11 protein-coding genes are annotated in these 18,600 nt (G+C 60.9%); all 11 read left to right on the forward strand.

The genetic code is table 11. From position 1 onward, the window contains the following. The first annotated feature begins 16 nt into the window (after nt 1-16). The 11 genes from IPM84_21980 to IPM84_22030 all read left to right on the forward strand — a co-directional run bounded on the left by IPM84_21980 (nt 17) and on the right by IPM84_22030 (nt 18,596). Nucleotides 17-1,828 (forward strand): IPT/TIG domain-containing protein, encoded by a 1,812-nt coding sequence (locus IPM84_21980; GenBank protein ID MBK9095372.1) that lies wholly within the window; start codon nt 17-19, stop codon nt 1,826-1,828. Between the two features lie 360 nt (nt 1,829-2,188). After that, complete coding sequence (locus IPM84_21985) at nt 2,189-3,616, forward strand: hypothetical protein (protein MBK9095373.1); 1,428 nt, start codon at nt 2,189-2,191, stop codon at nt 3,614-3,616. Next, complete coding sequence (locus IPM84_21990; protein MBK9095374.1) at nt 3,561-3,872, forward strand: hypothetical protein; 312 nt, start codon at nt 3,561-3,563, stop codon at nt 3,870-3,872. The genes IPM84_21985 and IPM84_21990 overlap by 56 nt, the downstream gene beginning before the upstream one ends. A gap of 109 nt (nt 3,873-3,981) precedes the next feature. Beyond that, a complete protein-coding gene (locus tag IPM84_21995) occupies nt 3,982-8,229 on the forward strand; it encodes a hypothetical protein (GenBank protein ID MBK9095375.1) in 4,248 nt (1,415 codons plus the stop codon). A gap of 55 nt (nt 8,230-8,284) precedes the next feature. Then, the gene (locus tag IPM84_22000; protein ID MBK9095376.1) at nt 8,285-10,102 is read left to right on the forward strand and encodes a hypothetical protein; all 1,818 of its coding nucleotides are present in this window, start codon (nt 8,285-8,287) and stop codon (nt 10,100-10,102) included. A 100-nt stretch (nt 10,103-10,202) separates the two neighbouring features. Next, a complete protein-coding gene (locus IPM84_22005) occupies nt 10,203-11,921 on the forward strand; it encodes a hypothetical protein (protein ID MBK9095377.1) in 1,719 nt (572 codons plus the stop codon). Beyond that, the gene (locus IPM84_22010; protein ID MBK9095378.1) at nt 11,918-12,877 is read left to right on the forward strand and encodes a hypothetical protein; all 960 of its coding nucleotides are present in this window, start codon (nt 11,918-11,920) and stop codon (nt 12,875-12,877) included. The genes IPM84_22005 and IPM84_22010 overlap by 4 nt, the downstream gene beginning before the upstream one ends. A gap of 34 nt (nt 12,878-12,911) precedes the next feature. Continuing rightward, the gene (locus IPM84_22015; protein MBK9095379.1) at nt 12,912-13,931 is read left to right on the forward strand and encodes a metallophosphoesterase family protein; all 1,020 of its coding nucleotides are present in this window, start codon (nt 12,912-12,914) and stop codon (nt 13,929-13,931) included. Nucleotides 13,932-13,940: 9 nt separating this feature from the next. Beyond that, nucleotides 13,941-16,187 (forward strand): VWA domain-containing protein, encoded by a 2,247-nt coding sequence (locus IPM84_22020; protein ID MBK9095380.1) that lies wholly within the window; start codon nt 13,941-13,943, stop codon nt 16,185-16,187. After that, entirely contained in the window at nt 16,184-17,014 is an 831-nt protein-coding gene (locus tag IPM84_22025) for a hypothetical protein (protein MBK9095381.1), read from the forward strand. The genes IPM84_22020 and IPM84_22025 overlap by 4 nt, the downstream gene beginning before the upstream one ends. A gap of 241 nt (nt 17,015-17,255) precedes the next feature. Beyond that, on the forward strand, nt 17,256-18,596 hold the full coding sequence (locus tag IPM84_22030; protein ID MBK9095382.1) for a hypothetical protein: 1,341 nt from the start codon (nt 17,256-17,258) through the stop codon (nt 18,594-18,596). Nucleotides 18,597-18,600: the final 4 nt, after the last annotated feature.

Here is an 18,600-nt window from a genome sequence, read left to right on the forward strand (position 1 = left end):
CAGGAGGCTTTTCCAAATGCCTGACGCCATCCAACGTTTGCATGAGCAGCGTAAGGTGCTGGAAACCCTTCAGGAGCTGTCGGGAAAGCTACGGGAGGCCGAGGCGGCGTTGAGCGGCAAGGCGGCCGCAGCCCTGGCGCAGAGCCTGGCCGTCCGCCAGCAGCTAGATAGTCTCCCGCCTGAGTTCCTGCCGCGTGAGCGACAGGCGCTGCTGGCGCGCGTGCAGACGCTGGACGGCCGCATAGATGAGGCCCTGCGCCAGCAGGTGCGCGGCATCTTTGCGAAGCAGCGCACGCATACCGCTGACGCTCTGCGCAAAGACTACCTGGAAGTGGGGCTGAAGAACCCGGGTCTGCTGAAGCGGCTGACCGATGCCCTGGTGACTGCGACCGAGGCGCTGAACCAGGAGGAAACCGGCGCGGCGAACAGCAAGGTGCAGGCGCAGCAGCGCTGGCAGGCGGTGCATGACGCTTGCGACGGGAAGCAGCCCGAATTGGCGGCGGCGCGCAAGAAGGCCAAGGGCTACCTGCCGCCGTGGTGGCAGAAGCACTGGCCCTTGTTGGCAGGCAGCGCGACCCTGGTCATGCTCCTGGCGCTCGTCATTATCTATGTGGCGCCGCCTCGAGAAGGACCTGTCATTGCCGGACTCGAACCATCCTCCGTAGACGCCGCAAGCGGCCCGAGGACGCTGATCGTGAGCGGCAGCAATTTTGCTGACGATGCGGTAGTGGAATGGGTGGGTAAGAACAACGAGACCGTGGTCCTGACCCCAACCCTGCGCTCCACCGACCGGGTGACGGTGACCGTTGGCGCGGACTTGCTGCAACAGGCCGGGACTGTGTATATCAGCGTGCGCAATGGCGCCACAAATCTGGTTTCCAGCGGGAGGTCATTGACGATCCAGGCGCTCACAGCGACGCCGACCTACACCCCTGTGACGCTAACCGACACCCCCGTGCCACCAACCAACACTCCTGTGCCACCGACGCCCACGCCGTCCCCGATCGTTGGAGACCTGCCGTGCGTGTTGAAGCTGACGGTGAGCGATAGCGGCGAGGCCAAGCTACCGATTGACGTGGTTACCGTTGGCGAGTCGAAGAGTGGACCTGTTGCATGGTCGTTCAGTGTGCTTCCCGTTGTCGAGAAGGATTGTGGCCAAAACGGTCAAAGCGATGTGGAAGAAATCATCAAACGGGGCTACCGATTCACGCCGGCTGATGAAGAGAGCTGGATTCTCGAGCGCACATCGCCCACGCTCCGGCTCAAGAAAGTTGGTCCCCTGAAGGTCGAACTTGCCCAGGAATGGCGTGTCAAGGCCCTGTCGGAAAACCAGGATGTGGGCAGTCTCACCTTTGGCTTGGAATATCAGATAAGCGCTGAGGAATGGAAAACGGTCCAGGGAAGCGACGGCCAGCCTTTGCGGATCACCTTGACATGGGGTCCGGTTACCGTGGCAACGGCGACGCCGACCGCAACGCCGAAGCCGACACGGACCCCCACACCAACGCCGAGCTGGCTCGACGGGACGATCACACTCATCGAGCCTACATCGGATGCCACCCTGAATGGAGCTGTAAACCGGATATTCAAATGGAGCTGGGACGGGCAATCTCTACAAAGCCCTCAAGTGTATGTAGTGGAGTACACCCAGCACGCCTGGAACGGTCCCAAGAAGTATACATGCAAATCGGAGAAGGAGTCATGTGAGGTGTACTTACCATCGTATGAATACACATGGAAAGTATGGATCGAGGATGGGAACGGCAATATAATCAGTAATGCGTCTCCTGAATGGAAGTTCGTGGTTAGTGAACTGAAGCCGAAATAGGACAGCGAGGCATTTACTATGAATCACATACACGAAGATGCCACCCCAAGTGCTCCACACCGCAGACCGGTCTTACTCTTGTGGTTCGCATGCGGCTTGGGGGTCATACTCCTGATCACGTGGGTGTTGCTGACCAGCTTCATTCCATGGGGGGCCGATGTTCCAATCGTGCGATTGGCCGGCTCCGCAGACGACCGCGCGAGTTTAGCGCAAGATCAGATTCCCGTGACGTCCATTTCGAGTCGCCAACCATTGACTGTTGTTGCCGAGTTCAGCGGTCACGTGTACAGAGGGAATCCGGGATCAATTATCGGTCCTCTCGAGGGCGTCACGTTGATTCTTAGCAACAACGATGTCGAGTTGGCTCGAGACTCTAGCGACGCGTATGGTTATTGGCGTCTGACCACGACCAAGGACTATGCCACTTATCGTGTGGTTGCCAATAATCCGTTGGGCTTTGTGGCAACGGGGGCCGAGGTGATTAGCGGTAACGGTCAAGCCTTCGACAACCAAACGATTGACTGGACAGGTTATTCTGGTGAGGGTAATTTCTATAAAGACACGCCAACGCCGACGCCGACGCCCACCGTGCCGACGCCAACGCCGACGCCGACACCCACCGTGCCGACGGCTACGCCGACGCCGACGCCCACTGTGCCGACGGCTACGCCGACGCCGACGCCCACCGTGCCGACGGCTACGCCGACGCCGACGCCCACTGTGCCGACGGCTACGCCGACGCCGACGCCCACCGTGCCGACGGCTACGCCGACGCCGACGCCCACTGTGCCGACGGCTACGCCGACGCCGACGCCCACCGTACCGACGGCTACGCCGACGCCGACGCCCACCGTGCCGACGGCTACGCCGACGCCGACGCCCACCGTGCCGACGGCTACGCCGACGCCGACGTCCACCTTTACGCCGACGTGGACACCAACGCCTACGCCCCACAGAGCCTGGCTCGTATACGTAATGAAGCAACCATCACCAACGCCAACACCTACACCCACGAAGACGCCGACGCCGACATACACCCCAACAGCGACGCGCACCCCGACACCCACGCGTACGCCAACGGCGACGCCTACCCCGACACCCACGCGTACGCCAACGGCGACGCCTACCCCGACACCCACGCATACGCTAACGCCGACGAGCACGCCAGCGTGGACCCGGGTGGGTCTGGACAATGTCGATGTGCAGAGTCTCTCGGTCTGTGGGTCAGTCAAACTGGCCGGCGCCGCCAGCGGCATCTACAAACAGAATGCTGCCGGAGGCTGGCCCCCTGTGCTGCCGGCGAACAACACCTTCATTGTCGTTGAAGCGCAAGAGCCCCTCTGCAACCAGGCTGTCGCCGGTATCTGGGGAGATTATGTGTACGAAACGACCGATAGCGGCGCAACATGGACGCAGAAGCGCAGCGGTTTGCCGGACGACGCCCGTTACACCTACGGCGTCACCTTCTCGAACGATGGAGCGCGTGTTTTCCTGGCCACCGATCTCCTGGGAATCTATGACATTGGCATTGCCAATGGGACCTTACAGGGCGCCTGGCAGCGGCGTCTGAGTCTCGATGCGAGTGTCCTGCGCATTGCGGCCAACCAGGGCGGGATCGCCGCTTTCGTGTGGGAAGATGGACTGTACCTGCGTAACCCGGGTAACGGCGCCTGGAGCCGCTGGAGCCGGGTCGCAACCGGCCGCGGGCAAGACTCGCGGCCGCGCCCTCCTGTTGGACAACAGCGGCGCGCCCTGGATCATCGGCGGCAGCGATTTTCTGCTGCGTAGGACGGGAAACACCTGGGCTGCGCCGACCGGCGCCCCACAGGCGCGCACCAACGATGTAATCCAGTCTGGCGACCGTTTGTACGCGGGGCAGATGAACGGGGTGTGGCGCAGCACGGACCAGGGGGCAACCTGGCAGGCGATCAACCTGGGCTTCGGCAGTTCACCGCCCATGGTGCGCGACCTGGATGTGGACGGCCAGGCCTGGCTCTACGCGGCCACCACGCGGGGCGTGTGGCGCTATCGCCTGGATCCCTGAGGCAAGTCTGTAAAGAAACAGAGTGAAAACACCATCCTTGAAGACGGTGGATCATTGTTGGCTGAATCGAGCGACTCATGGCTGAGATGAGAAGAAAAGCGAGGAAACGATGCCCGAAAAGATGATGAGCGATCAAGAAATGCGCACCACGATGGCGGAGGCCGAGGCCCATTTCACCCGTTACGCCTGGGACGAGGCCCTGGCCTGCTTCGACCGGGTGCTGGCTGCGATCCCCAAGCACGGCGGCGCCGCGGAAGGCAAAGACCGCGTCGAGAAACAGAAACGATGGGATGGCGGGATTCAACAGGCGATCGCTGACGCGCGTGAGGCCTGCCAGGCCCAGCGTCATGCAGACGCCGCCGGCCTGCTCGATCAGGCGCAGGGCCTGGGCGCGGATCATCACATCCTCAAATACCACGCGGATATCGAGGCGCTGCGCAACGAGGTGCGTGAGCGTCAGCGTTGGGAACGCCGCGTACGCGAGGACATAGAGACCGCAGCCCGTCAGGAGCGTCAAAACGACGTGGACGGCGCACTCGTCACCCTGGACACGCTGCTGCGTGACCTGGCGGCCGCGGGCCTTACCGACCTGGGTGGGGAAGCCCGTCGCATGGCCGATGACCTGACCGCGCGCACGCTCTTCGAGGTTCAACTCAAACGCGCGCAAACCGCCTTCGAGAATGAAGACTACGAATTGGCGGTTTCGCTTGCTGAAACCCTGAATGAGCAGGCCCGCGGCAACCGAGAAGTGGCCGTAGTGCTCAGTGGGGCCACCAACTATTGGCGCCGCATTTCGCAGCAGTTGCGCACGGTCGAGGAGTATCTGAAGAACGATAACCTGCCAGACGCGGTGGCCGTTCTACAAAACCTGCGCCGTGACTTCCCCATGAATCCCAACTGGCAGGCGCTGTGGCTGCAAGGACATCGCAAACATGCGCTGACCTCTGTCGAACGTGGACGCCTGGCGCTGTCGGATCGTCAATTCGATGCGGCCCGCCAGGCCTTCGACGACGCCCGCGCGACCTTTCAGGCCATACTCGAGGTTTTTCCGGGCCATCCCCTGGCCGACAAGGACCGCCGCGAGGCCGCTGCCTTGTGCGACGTGGCTGCCTCGTGTGTGCAGGCGCAGCGCGACTTCGACAGCCGCCGCTGGGACAGCGCACGCGAAACGCTGCTGATCGCGCAAGAGAAACTGAGCATCGCGACCCAGGTTCGCAGCACCGATTTCGGGGAGACTCGCGTCACCCTGGAGGCGTTCCTGAAAGAGGTGCAGACGACGATTGACGGCCTGGCGCGGGCGCGGGTCATGTTGGCGCAGGGCGAACAGCGGCTCAAGGACCGTGAGCCGGATCAGGCCGAAAAGTCTTTTCGCGACGGGCTGGAAGCGGAGCGTGAGCGGGACGCGGACCTACACCAGCGTCTGCTAGCAGGGCTGCGTCAAGCCGATCGCTTGCAGCAGGATGTGCGTCGTTTGCACGAGCGCGCGCTGAACAACGCCGATGAAAACGAGCGTCTGCGTTTGTTCAAGGAAGCTCACGACGCCTGGCCCACTGCGCCGGGCTTGCTCGACGCGTACGTGGACGCGCTGCTGGCGGCCGGCCAGGCCGCAGCGCAGCGCGGCGACCTCAAACAGGCCGCCGCATGGAACACCCAGGTGCTGACGCTGCCCAATGTCACCGCGGATAAGGCGAGTACGGCGCAGAAACGCCTGGGCGACATCGGCGCGGACCAGGCCGTGCAGGCTGCACTGCAGCAGGCGCGCATGCTGCAAGGATCGCTCGCGGCGGCGCCCGCGCCGCGCAGCGCCGACTGGCAACCCCTGGTGGATCTGTTGGAGAGGGCGCGTGCGCAGGCTGGCCCCCGCGTGGAGCTGAGCGCCCTGGTGGAGCAATCTCTGCAGCCGGCCGCGGCGCGACTGAACGCCATCCAACGCGCCGAACCACTGCTGCAGCAGGCTGAGTTGAAGGCAAAGGAAGGAGAGTGGCTGGAGGCTGCACGGTTGGCGCAGGCCGCGCTGGACGCGGTGGGCGACTTGCCCGCGGCCGAGTGGCGAGAGCGAGCGCAGGCTTTGTCGGCGACGGCTCAACAGATCTCGGATACTCTCGACCAGGCGACCGCCAGTTTCGCGCGCGCGCAGCAGCTTTATCAGGCGGGCCGCGGCGGGGACGCATCCGCCATCGAGTGGAAGGCGCTGAACGACACCCTGGAAGATGCCGGCCAGCGCCTGGCTGCCAGGCCTGCCGACGTTACCAGTCTGCCGGCGAGTTGGCGGACTCTGGCCCAGCAGGTAGAGAGTTTGCAGGCCGCCAGCAAGCTGATTCAGAATGCCCTGGAACGCCTGGTCGGCGACAACATGCTTGATGGCCTTGCCACACTGAACCAGGCGGTGGTGAACCGACCCCATGACCTGGTCTTGAAACAGATTGCCGAGCGCGTGCGTCGCGAGTCCAACGCGGCGCTGCAGCAGCAGGCTGAAGCCCTGGTGACCGAGGCGTCCTCAATGATCGAGCGCGGCGACGCCGGGAGCGCGCTGGAAAGATTGCGCCAGGCGCGGGGCGCGGCCAGCCTGCCGGCCATCGAAGCGCAACTGCACCGCATGCAGACCCAGGCCGAGCTGTGGCAGAAGATTCAGGAGCAGCTCGAGGTGGGCTACAATCGAATCAACAGCAGCGTCAGCGGCGCGGTCGAGGCGTTTGGTCAGGCGCTGCGCCAGGCCGCCCACCTGGACAGCGGCCTGACGCCAGCGATACGCACGGCGGTGGCTGAACTCTTGGCGCTCGAAGGCCAACTGCACCTGGAGGAAGCGCTGCGTCGCAGCGATGCTTTTCTGAACCTCCTGGAGAAGGAGGGGGCGCAGCATCGCCTATTTATGCTGTACCAGTTGGGGCCGGCTCTGAGAAAATGGCGCGAGCTGACTCGCCAAAAGGATGCTGAGGGCCTGGTTGCGTCACTCATTGAGTTGGGCAGATTGGAGGAGGCCTACGCAAAGGCATCGGACCAGGCGAAGGCAGCGCCAACTAACAAAGCATTCCAGGTTCAGGCGGCCCAGGCGCGCACTCAGATCCGCGCGCGCCTGCTCGCTTCGATTGGTGAGCGCTATAGCCGCGCGGAAGAGCTGGTGACGCAAGGCGCCTTTGCCGAGGCGCTGCAGGCGCTAGCCGAAGTGGAGAACCGCTGGATCGCGCCGATGCAGCAGAAATTCCCTGAAATCATCGAGGCTGATGCGGAGATTGCCCAGGCACAGAAGAAGGCGCAAGATCTGATCATCAAGATCAAGCCGCTGCACGAAAAGGCCCAGGGACTGACCCTGGCCATCAGCCAGATTCAGAGCGTCTATGCGGCAGGCAACCTGGACAAGGCCGAAGAGTTGCTGCACCAGGCCGAGGTGATAGACCCGAATCATGACGCCAAAATCCACTGGCAGCAGTTGCAAGAATTACGCCAGCAGACCCAGCGCGGCCGTCAGGCGATCCTGCGCCACGATTTGGAATTGGCGCTGGGCAAGGCAGCCGCGGTTACGACCGCGCAGAAGGCTGCTGACGTGCGCCCCATCTTGATCGAACTGCACGCCCTGGCGGCTTCTGTCAGCGAGAACCTGGCTGGCAGCGATGATGCAAAATTGCGCGAACGCTATGACCAGGCGGTCGTGCAGGCGCAGAAGCGACTCGACCAGTTGGAGGGCGCTGAGAAAGCGCAAGAGGTGGCGGCCGAGGCAGAAGCCAGCAACACCATCGAAGCGATGCAGGTGGCGCTCAAATCGCTGCAACGGGCCCTGGAGAAGGCGCGCGGGGGCGCATACGAGACTCTGCAGACCAGGTATGATGCCCTGGAGGAGCGCCTGCGGCAAAAGAAGGCAGAGGTGGATGCCGAGGAGGCCCTGCGTACGTTGTGGGATGAAGCAGTGGCCGATTTGGAGACGGGTGAATACCAAAAGACGCGCCAGGAGCTGCGTGAATTCTCTGTCCAGGCGCGCCGCCTGGGCCGGTCAGCCGCCGATGCGGAGCCCTATCGCCGCGCAACCGAAGCCGGCCTCAGCTTGCAGCGCGCACGGGAACTGAAGATGACCTATCCCGAGGAAGCGCAGCGCGTGCTGACATCCGATGTGCTGGAGGCAACGGTGAATTGTGCCCCGGCCGCGGCCATTCGCCAGGATGCCCAGCGTCTGCTGGCCGAATTGACAGGAATCCTGACCGCGCGCCAGGAGGAGGAAAGGCGCCTGGCAGGACAACGCGTGGTGCGGGAAAAGGAAAGCGCAGAGCAAGCCCGGAAGATTGACCGGCTGCTGCGCAGCGCCCGCACGAATTTTCGTCAGGGACAGTTCGAGACCGCGCAGAGCGTCCTGGACGAGCTCGTTTAGTCTGCAGCCGGAGCACGCGGAGGCGCTAACTCTGCAGGAGCAGGTTGACCAGGCATTGGCTGCGCAGGCCCCGCTGCGTCAGGCGAATGCGCAGCGCACGGCCGGCGCCTACAGGGCCGCCCTGGGTCTGGTGAAGCAGGCGCTTGAAAAGTCCAAGGGATTTGCCGAGGCTGCGCGCTTGCTGCCCATCGTCGAGGCCGAGGCAGAGGCTGGCGAGCACCTGGCTCGGGCGCGCAGCCTGGTGCGCGAAGATCAATTCGCCCAGGCGCGCGCAGAGCTCCAGAGCGCGCGGCAAAAATACGCCGGCCATCCGCAGCTCGACGACGTGCAGGCTCTGATCGCCAGTCATGAAGACAATTTCCGCCGGCGCATGTTGAACCCGGTCGAGGAGGCCCGACACCAGAAAGAATTCCGCAGTGCGCTCAAACACCTGGGCCAACTCACGCGCCAGGTTGCGCCCGGCGACCTCATGACCACGATCAGTCAGTTGCAGCAAACGGTGGTAAATGAGTGGGCCGAGTATCAGACGGCCCAGATGCAGCGCACCATGCAGAGTTTGCGGTCTGACGACGACCCGGCGCGGCTGACAGAACTGCGCCAGGAGTTGGAGGAGATCCTGACCCAGACGCCCCCGCCGGAGGCGCGTTGGGCGCAGCCTCTGCGCAATCTGATGGACCAGATGGATCGTCAGCGTCTGCAGCGGAGTTTGACCCAGGCTGTCCAAGCGCGTGAGCGCGGCGACCTGGAGAATGCAGAGACCCTGGCCGCGGAGGTCGTCGCCGAAGCGGAGGCGCTCAACCAAACGGCGCTAGGCAAAGAGGCCATCAAGTTACGTATGGAGATTGGACGCCTTTTGACGCAGCGGCAGAGAGAGCGCGAGGAGGAGCAGCGGCGTCGGGCCAAAGAGCGCCACGACCAGGCGCTGGCTGCCGCGCGCGAGCGTCTGGACGGTGCAACCAGCCTGACGGATTTGGTCGAAGCAGGGCGCCTGGCGCGTGAGGCAGGCGCGGTCGAGGGGTATGCAGACGATGTCGAAGCCAGGACGTTCTTGAGTGCTATCGAGACAGAGATCAAACGCTACCAGGAAACCAGCAAGTCGTTGGAAGAGGCGCGCAGCTTCCTGCGCCGGGCAACGTACCGCCGCGCCCTGGACCAACTGCAACAAGTGGATTCACCCTCGCGGCTGCTGCAGTCCGAGGTGTCGAGATTGATCGCCCTGGCGCGCGGCCTCGACGCGGCCTCCAACCAGGAGGTTCGCGACCCAGGAACCGCCTTGACCGCGTACAGGCAAGCGGTGCAGGATGAACCATCGCTGCTCATCAGTCTGCAGGCCGCCATTGATCGCTGCCGCACGACGCTCTACACGCGCGCAATGGACGAAATTCGCAACGCGCTTGACGCGGCCGTGCCCAATCACGAAGTTGCTGCGCGCCGCCTGCAGGGTGTGCGCGCCGCCGATTGGATTGCTACCCCCGAACAGCAGCGCCAGGTGGATGAGCTGCAGCAGCGCATTGACTCCCTGGGACTGACCGCGGCGGCCGCCCAGGCTCTCAATGACCGCCAGGACTGGAGCGAGGCGATGGGCCTGCTCGAACAGGCGCGCAGTCGCACGACGGATGGCCGCCTGGATGCCTTGAGCGACGCCTGGCTGCGCGTGGCCCAGGCCGCCCAGGCCCTGACGCAGGCCCAGAGTGAGCTGGCTCAGAGCGATATCGAATCGGCGCGGCGGCAGATCGCCCAGGTTCCCGCTGTCTTGTACGATCAGGCGGCCGCGCTCAAGCTGCGAGCCGATCTGGAGGACAGCAGCCAGTTGGCCAGCAGTCTGCAACAGATCGAAAACGCTGCGCGCCGCGCTGGACCGGCGGCCGCCTGATTTTGCCGCCGCAGTCGACGCGGCCCGTCAGGCGCCCCATGCGCGTGGCGAGCGCTTGCGCCAGCAAGTACAAAGTGAGATTGAACGTGCGGCGCGCGACTTGCGTACACAGGAACGCTATGCCGAGCTGCCAACAATCATCGAGCATTGGCGGAATTTGACGCCGGGCGCTGAACAGCCGCAGCAATGGCTGGAAAGCGCCGAGGCGGAGCGTAGAGACCGTCTGGAAGCTGCGATCGCCCAGGCCGGTCAGGCGTTGGAAGCTGATGCGTTGGATAAAGCGCGCATACAGATCGAACGGGCCAGGAAGTTGATGATACCGGGGGAAGCCACGCGTGTCAATGAGGCGGCGGGGCGGGTGGATCGACGCGGCCGTGATTTGGAACAGGTCGCCAACCTTGTTGATAAGGCCCGACAAGCCCTGGCCCAGGGCAATGCGGCTGCCACTATTGATCATGTCCTGCAGGCGCGCGCCCTGGCCCCACGTTATGATCGTGTCCTCCAGATTGTCAATCAATTGCGCGCATCCCTGGAGGAGCAGATTCGTGGTTTGGACGCGGCCGGCAGCTTCGACGAAGGGTTGAACCTGTGCGACCAGGCGCTGCGGTTGGGCGCGGACACGCCATTCCCGGCGCTGCGTGCCAACCTGCAGCAGAGCCAGCAGAAGAAACTGGCTGACCAGAAGGCGCAAGCTAACGCGGCGTATGAACGGGCGCATGCCGCGTTTCTCATCTTCGACCTGGTCAAGGTTAGCCAGGCCATCGCAGACGGCAAACAAGCGCAGCCAGGGGATGCACGATTCATCGAACTGGAGAACCGCTTGAGGACCGCCCAGGCCCAGGCCGATGAGCTGCGACGCCTGATGACGGAGTCCTGGAAAGCCATGCAGGCGCGCAACTTCGAAGAGGCGCAGTCGAGCCTGGGCGCCATGGTTGCACAGGCGCCCGACTTCGAGGAGCCGCGGCTCTGGCATCGCTACACCGGCAACGTCGTGGATGGCATCAAGTTCGTCAATCGCCTGGAACATGCCGCGGGCGCCGCCTGCTTTGCCGAAGCGGAGAAGGCGCTGCGCCTGGTTGTGGGTTCTCCTCTATCGCCCTTGTGGCCGTCCCTTCCCAACGAACGCCGGCGTGCGGTCTATTACGCGGCGCGTTTGCGTGAAGAAGCGACCGGCATCGCCCACGACCGGCAGCGCGCCAGCGATTTTCAACGCCAGAACGAAGTCCGGCGTGCGCTCGATACGCTGCGCGCTGCCCAAAACCGTCACAATCAGTTTGGCAACCTGGTGAGCACGGTCGTTGAGCCGCCGACTGATTTCAACGCGACGACCGGCCAGGTCAGCGGCGGACAGGTTCAAGCGCAGCCCCCATCTGTGCATACGGCGGCGAACAACGCTCCCCCGGACCTGCCTCGTGCGCCGGCGAAACCGGATTTGACAACGGCGCCAGAGACGGCTACAGCTTCGGCGGGGCGCCCTGGTACGGCGCCCGCGACCGCACCGGCGGCGCCCACAGCCGCCCCGCCAACAACGCAGGATCAAATACCCTCTCCCATCCCGGCGCCGTCAATGGCAGGGCAAGAGCGTACGCCGGCGCCTGTAGACACGCCGACCCTGGTTTCACCTGTTCGGCCTCGCGCGGCGTCAGAACCGGCCGACCCCGCTGCAGCCCCGGCGAACCCTGTACCGGCGCCCCCGACTTCCCCGCCCCCATCTCCGCCTCCACCTGTGGAGGAGCCGGTGGCGCCCAGTTATGATGATTGGTTCAGCGGCCAAACGCTTGTAATCCCGAAGGATCCCAACCAGGAGAAGAAGCCATGAGCGATGAACAACGGATGTCCTTCGACGAACAGATCAAGGCATTGGAAGAAGAGGCGCGGCGGCAGGAAGCAGCCGAACAGCGACAAAAGGAAATCGGCGAGATCCTGGCGCAGGGCGCCCAGGCGCTCGAGCGCGGCGACCTGGGCGCGGCCGAGATTCAGTACCGCCGCGTGCTCGACAAGTATGACGAGAATCATCCAGATGCGCGCGGCGGATTGGCTGAAGCCTGCCGCCGCGGCGCCGAACAAGCCCTCAAGGACAACAATCTTCTCCTGGCGCAGGAGTATTACCTGCGCTGGAGCGAGCTGGACAGCCGCAACAATGAGCCAAGAGTGCGGTTGAGCGAGGTCGAGCGGCGCCTCGCGCAGACTGCTCGCCAGCGGCGGATCCGTGGGATTGTGATTGCTGCGGCAGCTTTGATCCTGGCTGCTTTTATCTGCAGTTGGGTCAACGGCTTCATTGCCTGGCCGCAGGCCGTTTGCGGCAGCGTTTCGTTTGCTTGTACGCCCACGATGACACCCACATGGACCCACACACCTACATTGACGCCGACGCCGACCAGCACCGACACGACCACGCCGACCGCGACGCCGACGGCTACGCATACGCATACGCCGACGCTGACGCCGACACCAACGCCAACGGCCACGCCGCAGCAGTACCAGAGCGAGGTGCTCTACACCACGTTGGTGGCGGTATTCAAAGAACCGACGGGGACGGAGCGCGCCACGATCAGCACGATCCAGTCCAAGACCCAGGTCTTTGTCTGCGCCCGCGCTGGCGACCGGTTTCTCATCGCCCTGGGCCCCTGCCACAGCACCACACTGCTTGGTTGGATGGCGGTTTCGTCGCTCAGCCCGCCGTTTCCGCGCTTTCCTGACAGCCTGGTGACGCCGCTGCCCCCGACGGCTACCCCGTTGCCGACGCCCAAGCCAACCGCGACCAAACCCGCGTAGGCATTCGAGTTGATAGAAGTAAGGAGGAAATACGTTGACCGGTCATTTGTATGCCATTCTTTCAGACATCCATGCCAATTACCAGGCGCTGCTGGCCGTTGCCGACGACGCACGACAGCAGGCGCATGCAGAGGGTTTACCAGAACCGCGCTTTGCCTGCCTGGGGGATATCGTTGATTATGGCCCGCAGCCCAACGAGTGCATGAGCTGGGTCGTAGAGAATGTCGAGATGGCGTTTCTGCTGCGGGGCAACCACGATGACGATGTCTCCAAACCGGGGTGGACACCGCCAAGCCGCCTGGGCGAGGATTTCTGGCCGCTCACTTTGTGGACGCGCCAGGTTCTGCTGCTGCCGCATCATGAAATGTTACGCCGATTGCCAGAAGAGCGCAAGGGTCGAAACAGCCTCGGCCAGTTTCACCTGTACCATACCTGGCCGGTCGGCAGCGAGATCTATGTCAAAGAGGAAGGGGCGGCTGAGCCGGCCCTCGCCGCACTTTCTCAGGGTCGCTATGGTCTCTTTGGGCACACCCATCAGCAGGTCCTGTTTACCGTAGAGCCTAGTCATCGGCCCTGGCATGGAGATGGGTGGCGTGTGGTCATGATCAAGGCGCAACGTGAATCTGCACACGCAACGTCTTTCAGACGCCAACGCGCCTTTCCGATGAACGATTGGCGTCCCATCTCCCCGCCCCAGGCCCTGATCAATCCGGGCAGCGTAGGGCAACCCCGACAGCCCAACGGCGAAGCCGCCGACTACCGCGCGCAGTATCTTCTGCTGGACACGACGACAGATCGTATTCGCTTTCAGTGGCGACGGGTGCATTACGATGTCGAAGCCACCGTCAAACAGTATGACCATGTCCAGTGGCCTTCTGAATCCCAGGCGCCTTCTGACGAGCAAGGGCATCCGATCGTTTGGGGAGATCATCCGTTGCGCCCGCTCGTGACCTCGGACCATGTGCAGTTGACGACCGAGAAGCGAGCCGAAATTCGGGCCAGGCTCCCCCAGGTGATAGGCACATTGAGGACCCAGCTATTGGCTGGACGATAGGAGTCTCCCATGCCCGATGCTGATCGCCGTCACATCCTGAATGGCTTTTGGGCGCTGGTTGTCTTCTGTGGGTTGACCGCTCTACTCCTGCATGCTGTCAACGTCGAGGCGCAGGGCCCGGTGCAGCACGACATCATCCTGCTGCTGGACAACAGCGGCAGCATGGTGCGTCCTTACCGGATTACCGCCGCGGGGACGCAGACCGTGATCCCCTACGATGCCGATCAGCGACGCATTCGCTTCAGCCGTTTTCTCATCCGTCTGCTGCAGAACAGTCCAGCAGACGGTACCGCGGTGGGTGCTGCGATCTTCGCGGCTGAGGTGAAGGGGGCGCGGCCGATGTCAAGTACCGTGGTTCTGGCGCCGCTGACCGATTTGTCGGCATGGACAGCCGCGGATGTGACGGCCATTCAGCAGCAGCCGTGCCCGCCGGCCGACGCCAAAGGCAGCGACGGCAAACCGGTTGCGCAGCAAGCGGGGCGCGATTTCTGCTACGGCACTCGCTATGCTGCCGTCTTCGAGTGGGCCGCGCAACAACTGCAGCGCCCAGTGGCCTGTGGCAGCCCGACGCGGCGCTGCGACATCCTGATCTTCACGGATGGCGCCTTGCAGGAACCAAATTCTGATACGGCGGCCGTCGTGGTCCAGTCCTTACGCAGGCTTGCCAGCCAGGGGATCAAGGTTTCTGTGATTCTGTTCAGCTCGCCCAAGACGGATCCGGCAAATGTCAAGGAGTGGCGGGAGTGGCAGGCAAGCGGCATTCTTGAGAAGGTCACGACGTATGCCAGGGACCTGCCGATCCGCCAACTATATGAGCAGGGACTGGACTCGTTGGGCCTGACGGCGCTGCTGAATGGCTATACGCCGGTTGAACTGCCCCAGGAGACCATCGTGCTGGCCGATCAACTGCCCTTGAACACAACCAATCTGCGGCTCAATTTGATTACCGATTCGCCCATCACCGACACGTACAGCGTACCACCAAATCTTGTCGCCGGTCAGGTGCGCTGGTGGTCCGCGCCGTCATTTGTCACACTCACCGGCGCGCTGGAGGGGAGCGGCCTGCTTTACTACCGCGCTGTCAGCGAAACGACTCCTGTGGTAGCCAGTGTGACGCTCCTGCCGGAGATACAGCAGGTGAGCAAGACGGTGGGTATCCAGGTGTTCGTTGGCGTCGGATTTCGGAGCCTGGACGATTCGTATGTCCATGTGACAGGTCTGGTCCAGCCGGTTGGCATCACCGCGCCTTTGCATTATGGCGGGGCTGCCTGGCGTGGGGAACTGCCCTCTCTGAGAAGCGGGCAATACACCGTCACAGCGCTGATCGAGCCATCGAACCGGGTGATCGTCGGTGAGCTTGAGATCCGAGCACAGGCTCTGCAAATCATCCCGCGTCCGCGACCCACAGCAAGGCTGCGGGTCATCCCTGCGGCGGTGTTTGCCGGCAGGCCATTCGAGATTGACGCCTCTCTCTTGCTGGAAGATATGTCAACTGATCTCATGCCTGGCTCACCGGTGACCGTCACGATCAGCCCGGGATCTCGCGTCGTCACGTTGATGCCGGCAGGAGAAGGAACCTGGCATGGAAGCGCCGCGATCGAGCAGCCGGGTGAATACCAGGTTACAGGTCAAATTCAGGAGGTTGGTGTGGTGGCCGCTGCACGGTCGGTGAGCCTGACCGTACTGGCCTACCCCCAGATTCAGATCACGGCGCCGGTGACAGAAGCGGTCGCGGGTCAGAAAATCACCGTGACGGTTGCCATCTCGCCGGCTGCGTACGCTTTGACGCCTACGGTCTGGGTTCAGCGCAACCTGGGCAGGCGCACTCCGCTGGAAATCCAGAAAATCGTCGCCGGCCTGTTCCAGGTTGAAACCACTATGGATTCTGGTCGCGATCTGCGCATCGATGCGGAGGTGTCGGCTGGCGTGATCCAGGGCGCGCGGTTCGAGACGATCCGAGGGGAAATGGTAATGGTAAGACAGAGCAGAGAAGAAGAATCAATGGGTCTCTTAAGCCTAGCCAACTTGGCCCGTACCCTCATGGTACTACTTCTCTTCGCAATGGTACTACTTCTCTTCGCAATGGTTATTTTCTATGTTTGGCGGTGGCTACAGCGACCAGAACGTGTGTTCTTGCCAGGTTTATTGAAAGACGATGCTGAAAAATGGCAGCAACTCGACCATTTTGCTGTTAAGAAAAACTGGCGGGAGATTGAGGCACTAGGCAAATATGTAAGCGGGATAATCGAGTTATGAACACCAATAATAATCAGGTCGTTGTTTTTCGTTCTGAGTTTCAGAAGCGTTTGCGCCTCGGCAATGAGGCGGCTATTGCTTCACTTATATACGCGTTGGTATATGTTCACCAGGACGCGACACGCTATGCTTCCGATTCCAACGCGATCCCGCCCCCCGGCGACAAGAGCAAATATGTTGACCAGGACGCGACACTTCCCCCACCTCCCTTCTTATTGGAACTCATTTACCATCCTATTTGGGGTGAATACGTCTATGCGAACCCGATCTTGTTGCAGTCTGTAGTAACACGAGTTAAGAGGGGCAGGCTGGTCAATCCTGATGCTTTGGTAATTTGGGAAAAAGCAGCGACCCTGCGTCAAACAATGCGTGACGGAGTAGAAGTGAGTGACCTCAAAAAAGCTCTCTGTGAATACACTGAGGCCCTCAAGAAGGGAAAGATACCCCAGAATGGCGCTCAACAGAAGATAATTGATGCAGTGGTGGATTTTCATATGCTGTTGGGCGAATTGCTCAAGAAAGATGACCTCGTTGATGTTCCCAACCAAGGGGAAAAACAGTCATACGTGCTTGCAGCTTCTGGCCTACCCGGGTTCGCGGTTGCACTCACTTGGGCTGCCGATGCGTTGGGCAGGAAGATGGAAGATGCTATTGATATTTTAAAGCAGCGTTTGAGCCAATCGGACAACGACCAAACCGACCCCAATGACGGGCCGACGAGTGGCCATACAGGCGGGAAGAGCAAACCGTGTATGCTCGAACGAACACTACTGGAAACATGCGTTCTCCATAAGTGGGCACAGGAACCTGAAAGGAATATTGTGTGAACACACATCCCGTTGTTTATGTTGATGGCGTCAGAATAGCGCTTGCAGAGAATGCTACTGAGGTATATTGGCGTCAGCATTTGCATGTGAAAGTAACGTTGCCGGATTCTCTTTCGGACCCGTCTTGCATACTGCCGAGTTGTCAAGGAAACCTGGGCTTTCGTAAACCGACTCCTAAGGTCCAAAACAATACCTTAGAATTTTCCTGAAGCCGATTCAACCTGGACGTGCTAGTCTACGCTTGATGATCATTCGAGAACCCGATGCCCATAATGAGATATTTGACTATGATTTTCAACTCATTCAGCCATTTGCTCTGCCTGATCAGGAATCCGTGGGTGTGTCCTTTGCACAGGTGCATCGAGAGGAACTGAGGAATGCAATACTCAAGAGCATTTCGCAACCTAGAGTGTTGTCGCCACATTCTTCATCGCTGAGAGCATATTGTGGAGGAATATGGGTCAGCGGCCCGCTGTGTTCCGGCAAAACAACGCTCGTAAGTAGAATTTGCGAATATCTGAATGAATTTCCATTTCTTGTTATGCGAAACACAAAACTGTACGAGAAGGAGGAGGAAGTTGATTCCAGTATTATTGGCGAAGCTTCGCAAGGTGAGTTTCTTGCCGCCAGCAGCTCACACCCGAGCGGCTCATCTTTCGCACCTGTCAGAATCATTGACAAAGAAGGGTGGGTGCTGGAACGAGACATAGTCAAAGTACGAGCAGTGAAACTAAACTTGCATTCATTGCTAAATAATCGAGACTATCAGCCCCTGTCTCCACATATCAGAGTCTATTCAGAGATAATGAAATTACTGGATGTCAGGCAGGCTCCAATTGTGGATAACGGATACAATCAAATACTGACTGAGCTTGTGCGGTTGAACCAGCATGTACTGATCGTGCTAGATGAGTTCGATCGGATGCAGCTTGTGAACTTTGCGATTGCGAGCAAAGTTCTGGGGTATCTCAAAGAGCTTGTTGATGTAGTAGCAGAAAGATCTGGTAAATTCGGTCTGACTTTGGTCGTTATTGACCATAAGCCGCCAAAGGAACGAGGTATTTTGCTGCCTGGAGAAAATTTTTGGCAAGAATATAAAGTTGAATTTTTCTCGCCAGACGAGCTTTCGAGGATGATGGAGGAGATTTTTGAAAACCCAGATGACATTCTTCCTCCAAAAGTCCTACATAGATACACAAAAGGGCACCCATTGTTTGTCAATCTATTTCTATATTTGTGCCTACAACACTTGCGTGATTTGCAGAAGCCCATTCAATTTGAGAATTTGAAGTCCCTTGTTCTTCACGATGAGTCTATTACTAGAGGTGTGATATCCTGGTGGGTATCTGAGGCTAAGATCGAGATAGGCGGCGGACGGAATCAAGCCAATAGGCGCTTAACGCCTCGAGAGAAAACGGTACTGCGGAACCTAGTCAGGAGGATTCCACTAGGTCGTGGCTTTGGAACAGAAATTACGAGTCTTAAAAGCAAGGGATTCATACATCCTGATAGAGATGATTTTCGTTTCCCGCTTCTCAAAGATATGCTTACCAAGTGGGAGTCCTTTCTCAGTGACTCATGATCGG

It is taken from the genome of Candidatus Amarolinea dominans (genome assembly GCA_016719785.1).
GTDB lineage: Bacteria > Chloroflexota > Anaerolineae > SSC4 > Amarolineaceae > Amarolinea > Amarolinea dominans.

Excerpts from the sequence above, each read along its gene's own strand:
- IPM84_21980 (MBK9095372.1), top strand. The coding sequence starts at position 17 with ATGCCTGACGCCATCCAACGTTTGCATGAGCAGCGTAAGGTGCTGGAA.
- IPM84_21995 (MBK9095375.1), top strand. The coding sequence starts at position 3,982 with ATGCCCGAAAAGATGATGAGCGATCAAGAAATGCGCACCACGATGGCG.
- IPM84_22010 (MBK9095378.1), top strand. The coding sequence starts at position 11,918 with ATGAGCGATGAACAACGGATGTCCTTCGACGAACAGATCAAGGCATTG.
- IPM84_22020 (MBK9095380.1), top strand. The coding sequence starts at position 13,941 with ATGCCCGATGCTGATCGCCGTCACATCCTGAATGGCTTTTGGGCGCTG.
- IPM84_22025 (MBK9095381.1), top strand. The coding sequence starts at position 16,184 with ATGAACACCAATAATAATCAGGTCGTTGTTTTTCGTTCTGAGTTTCAG.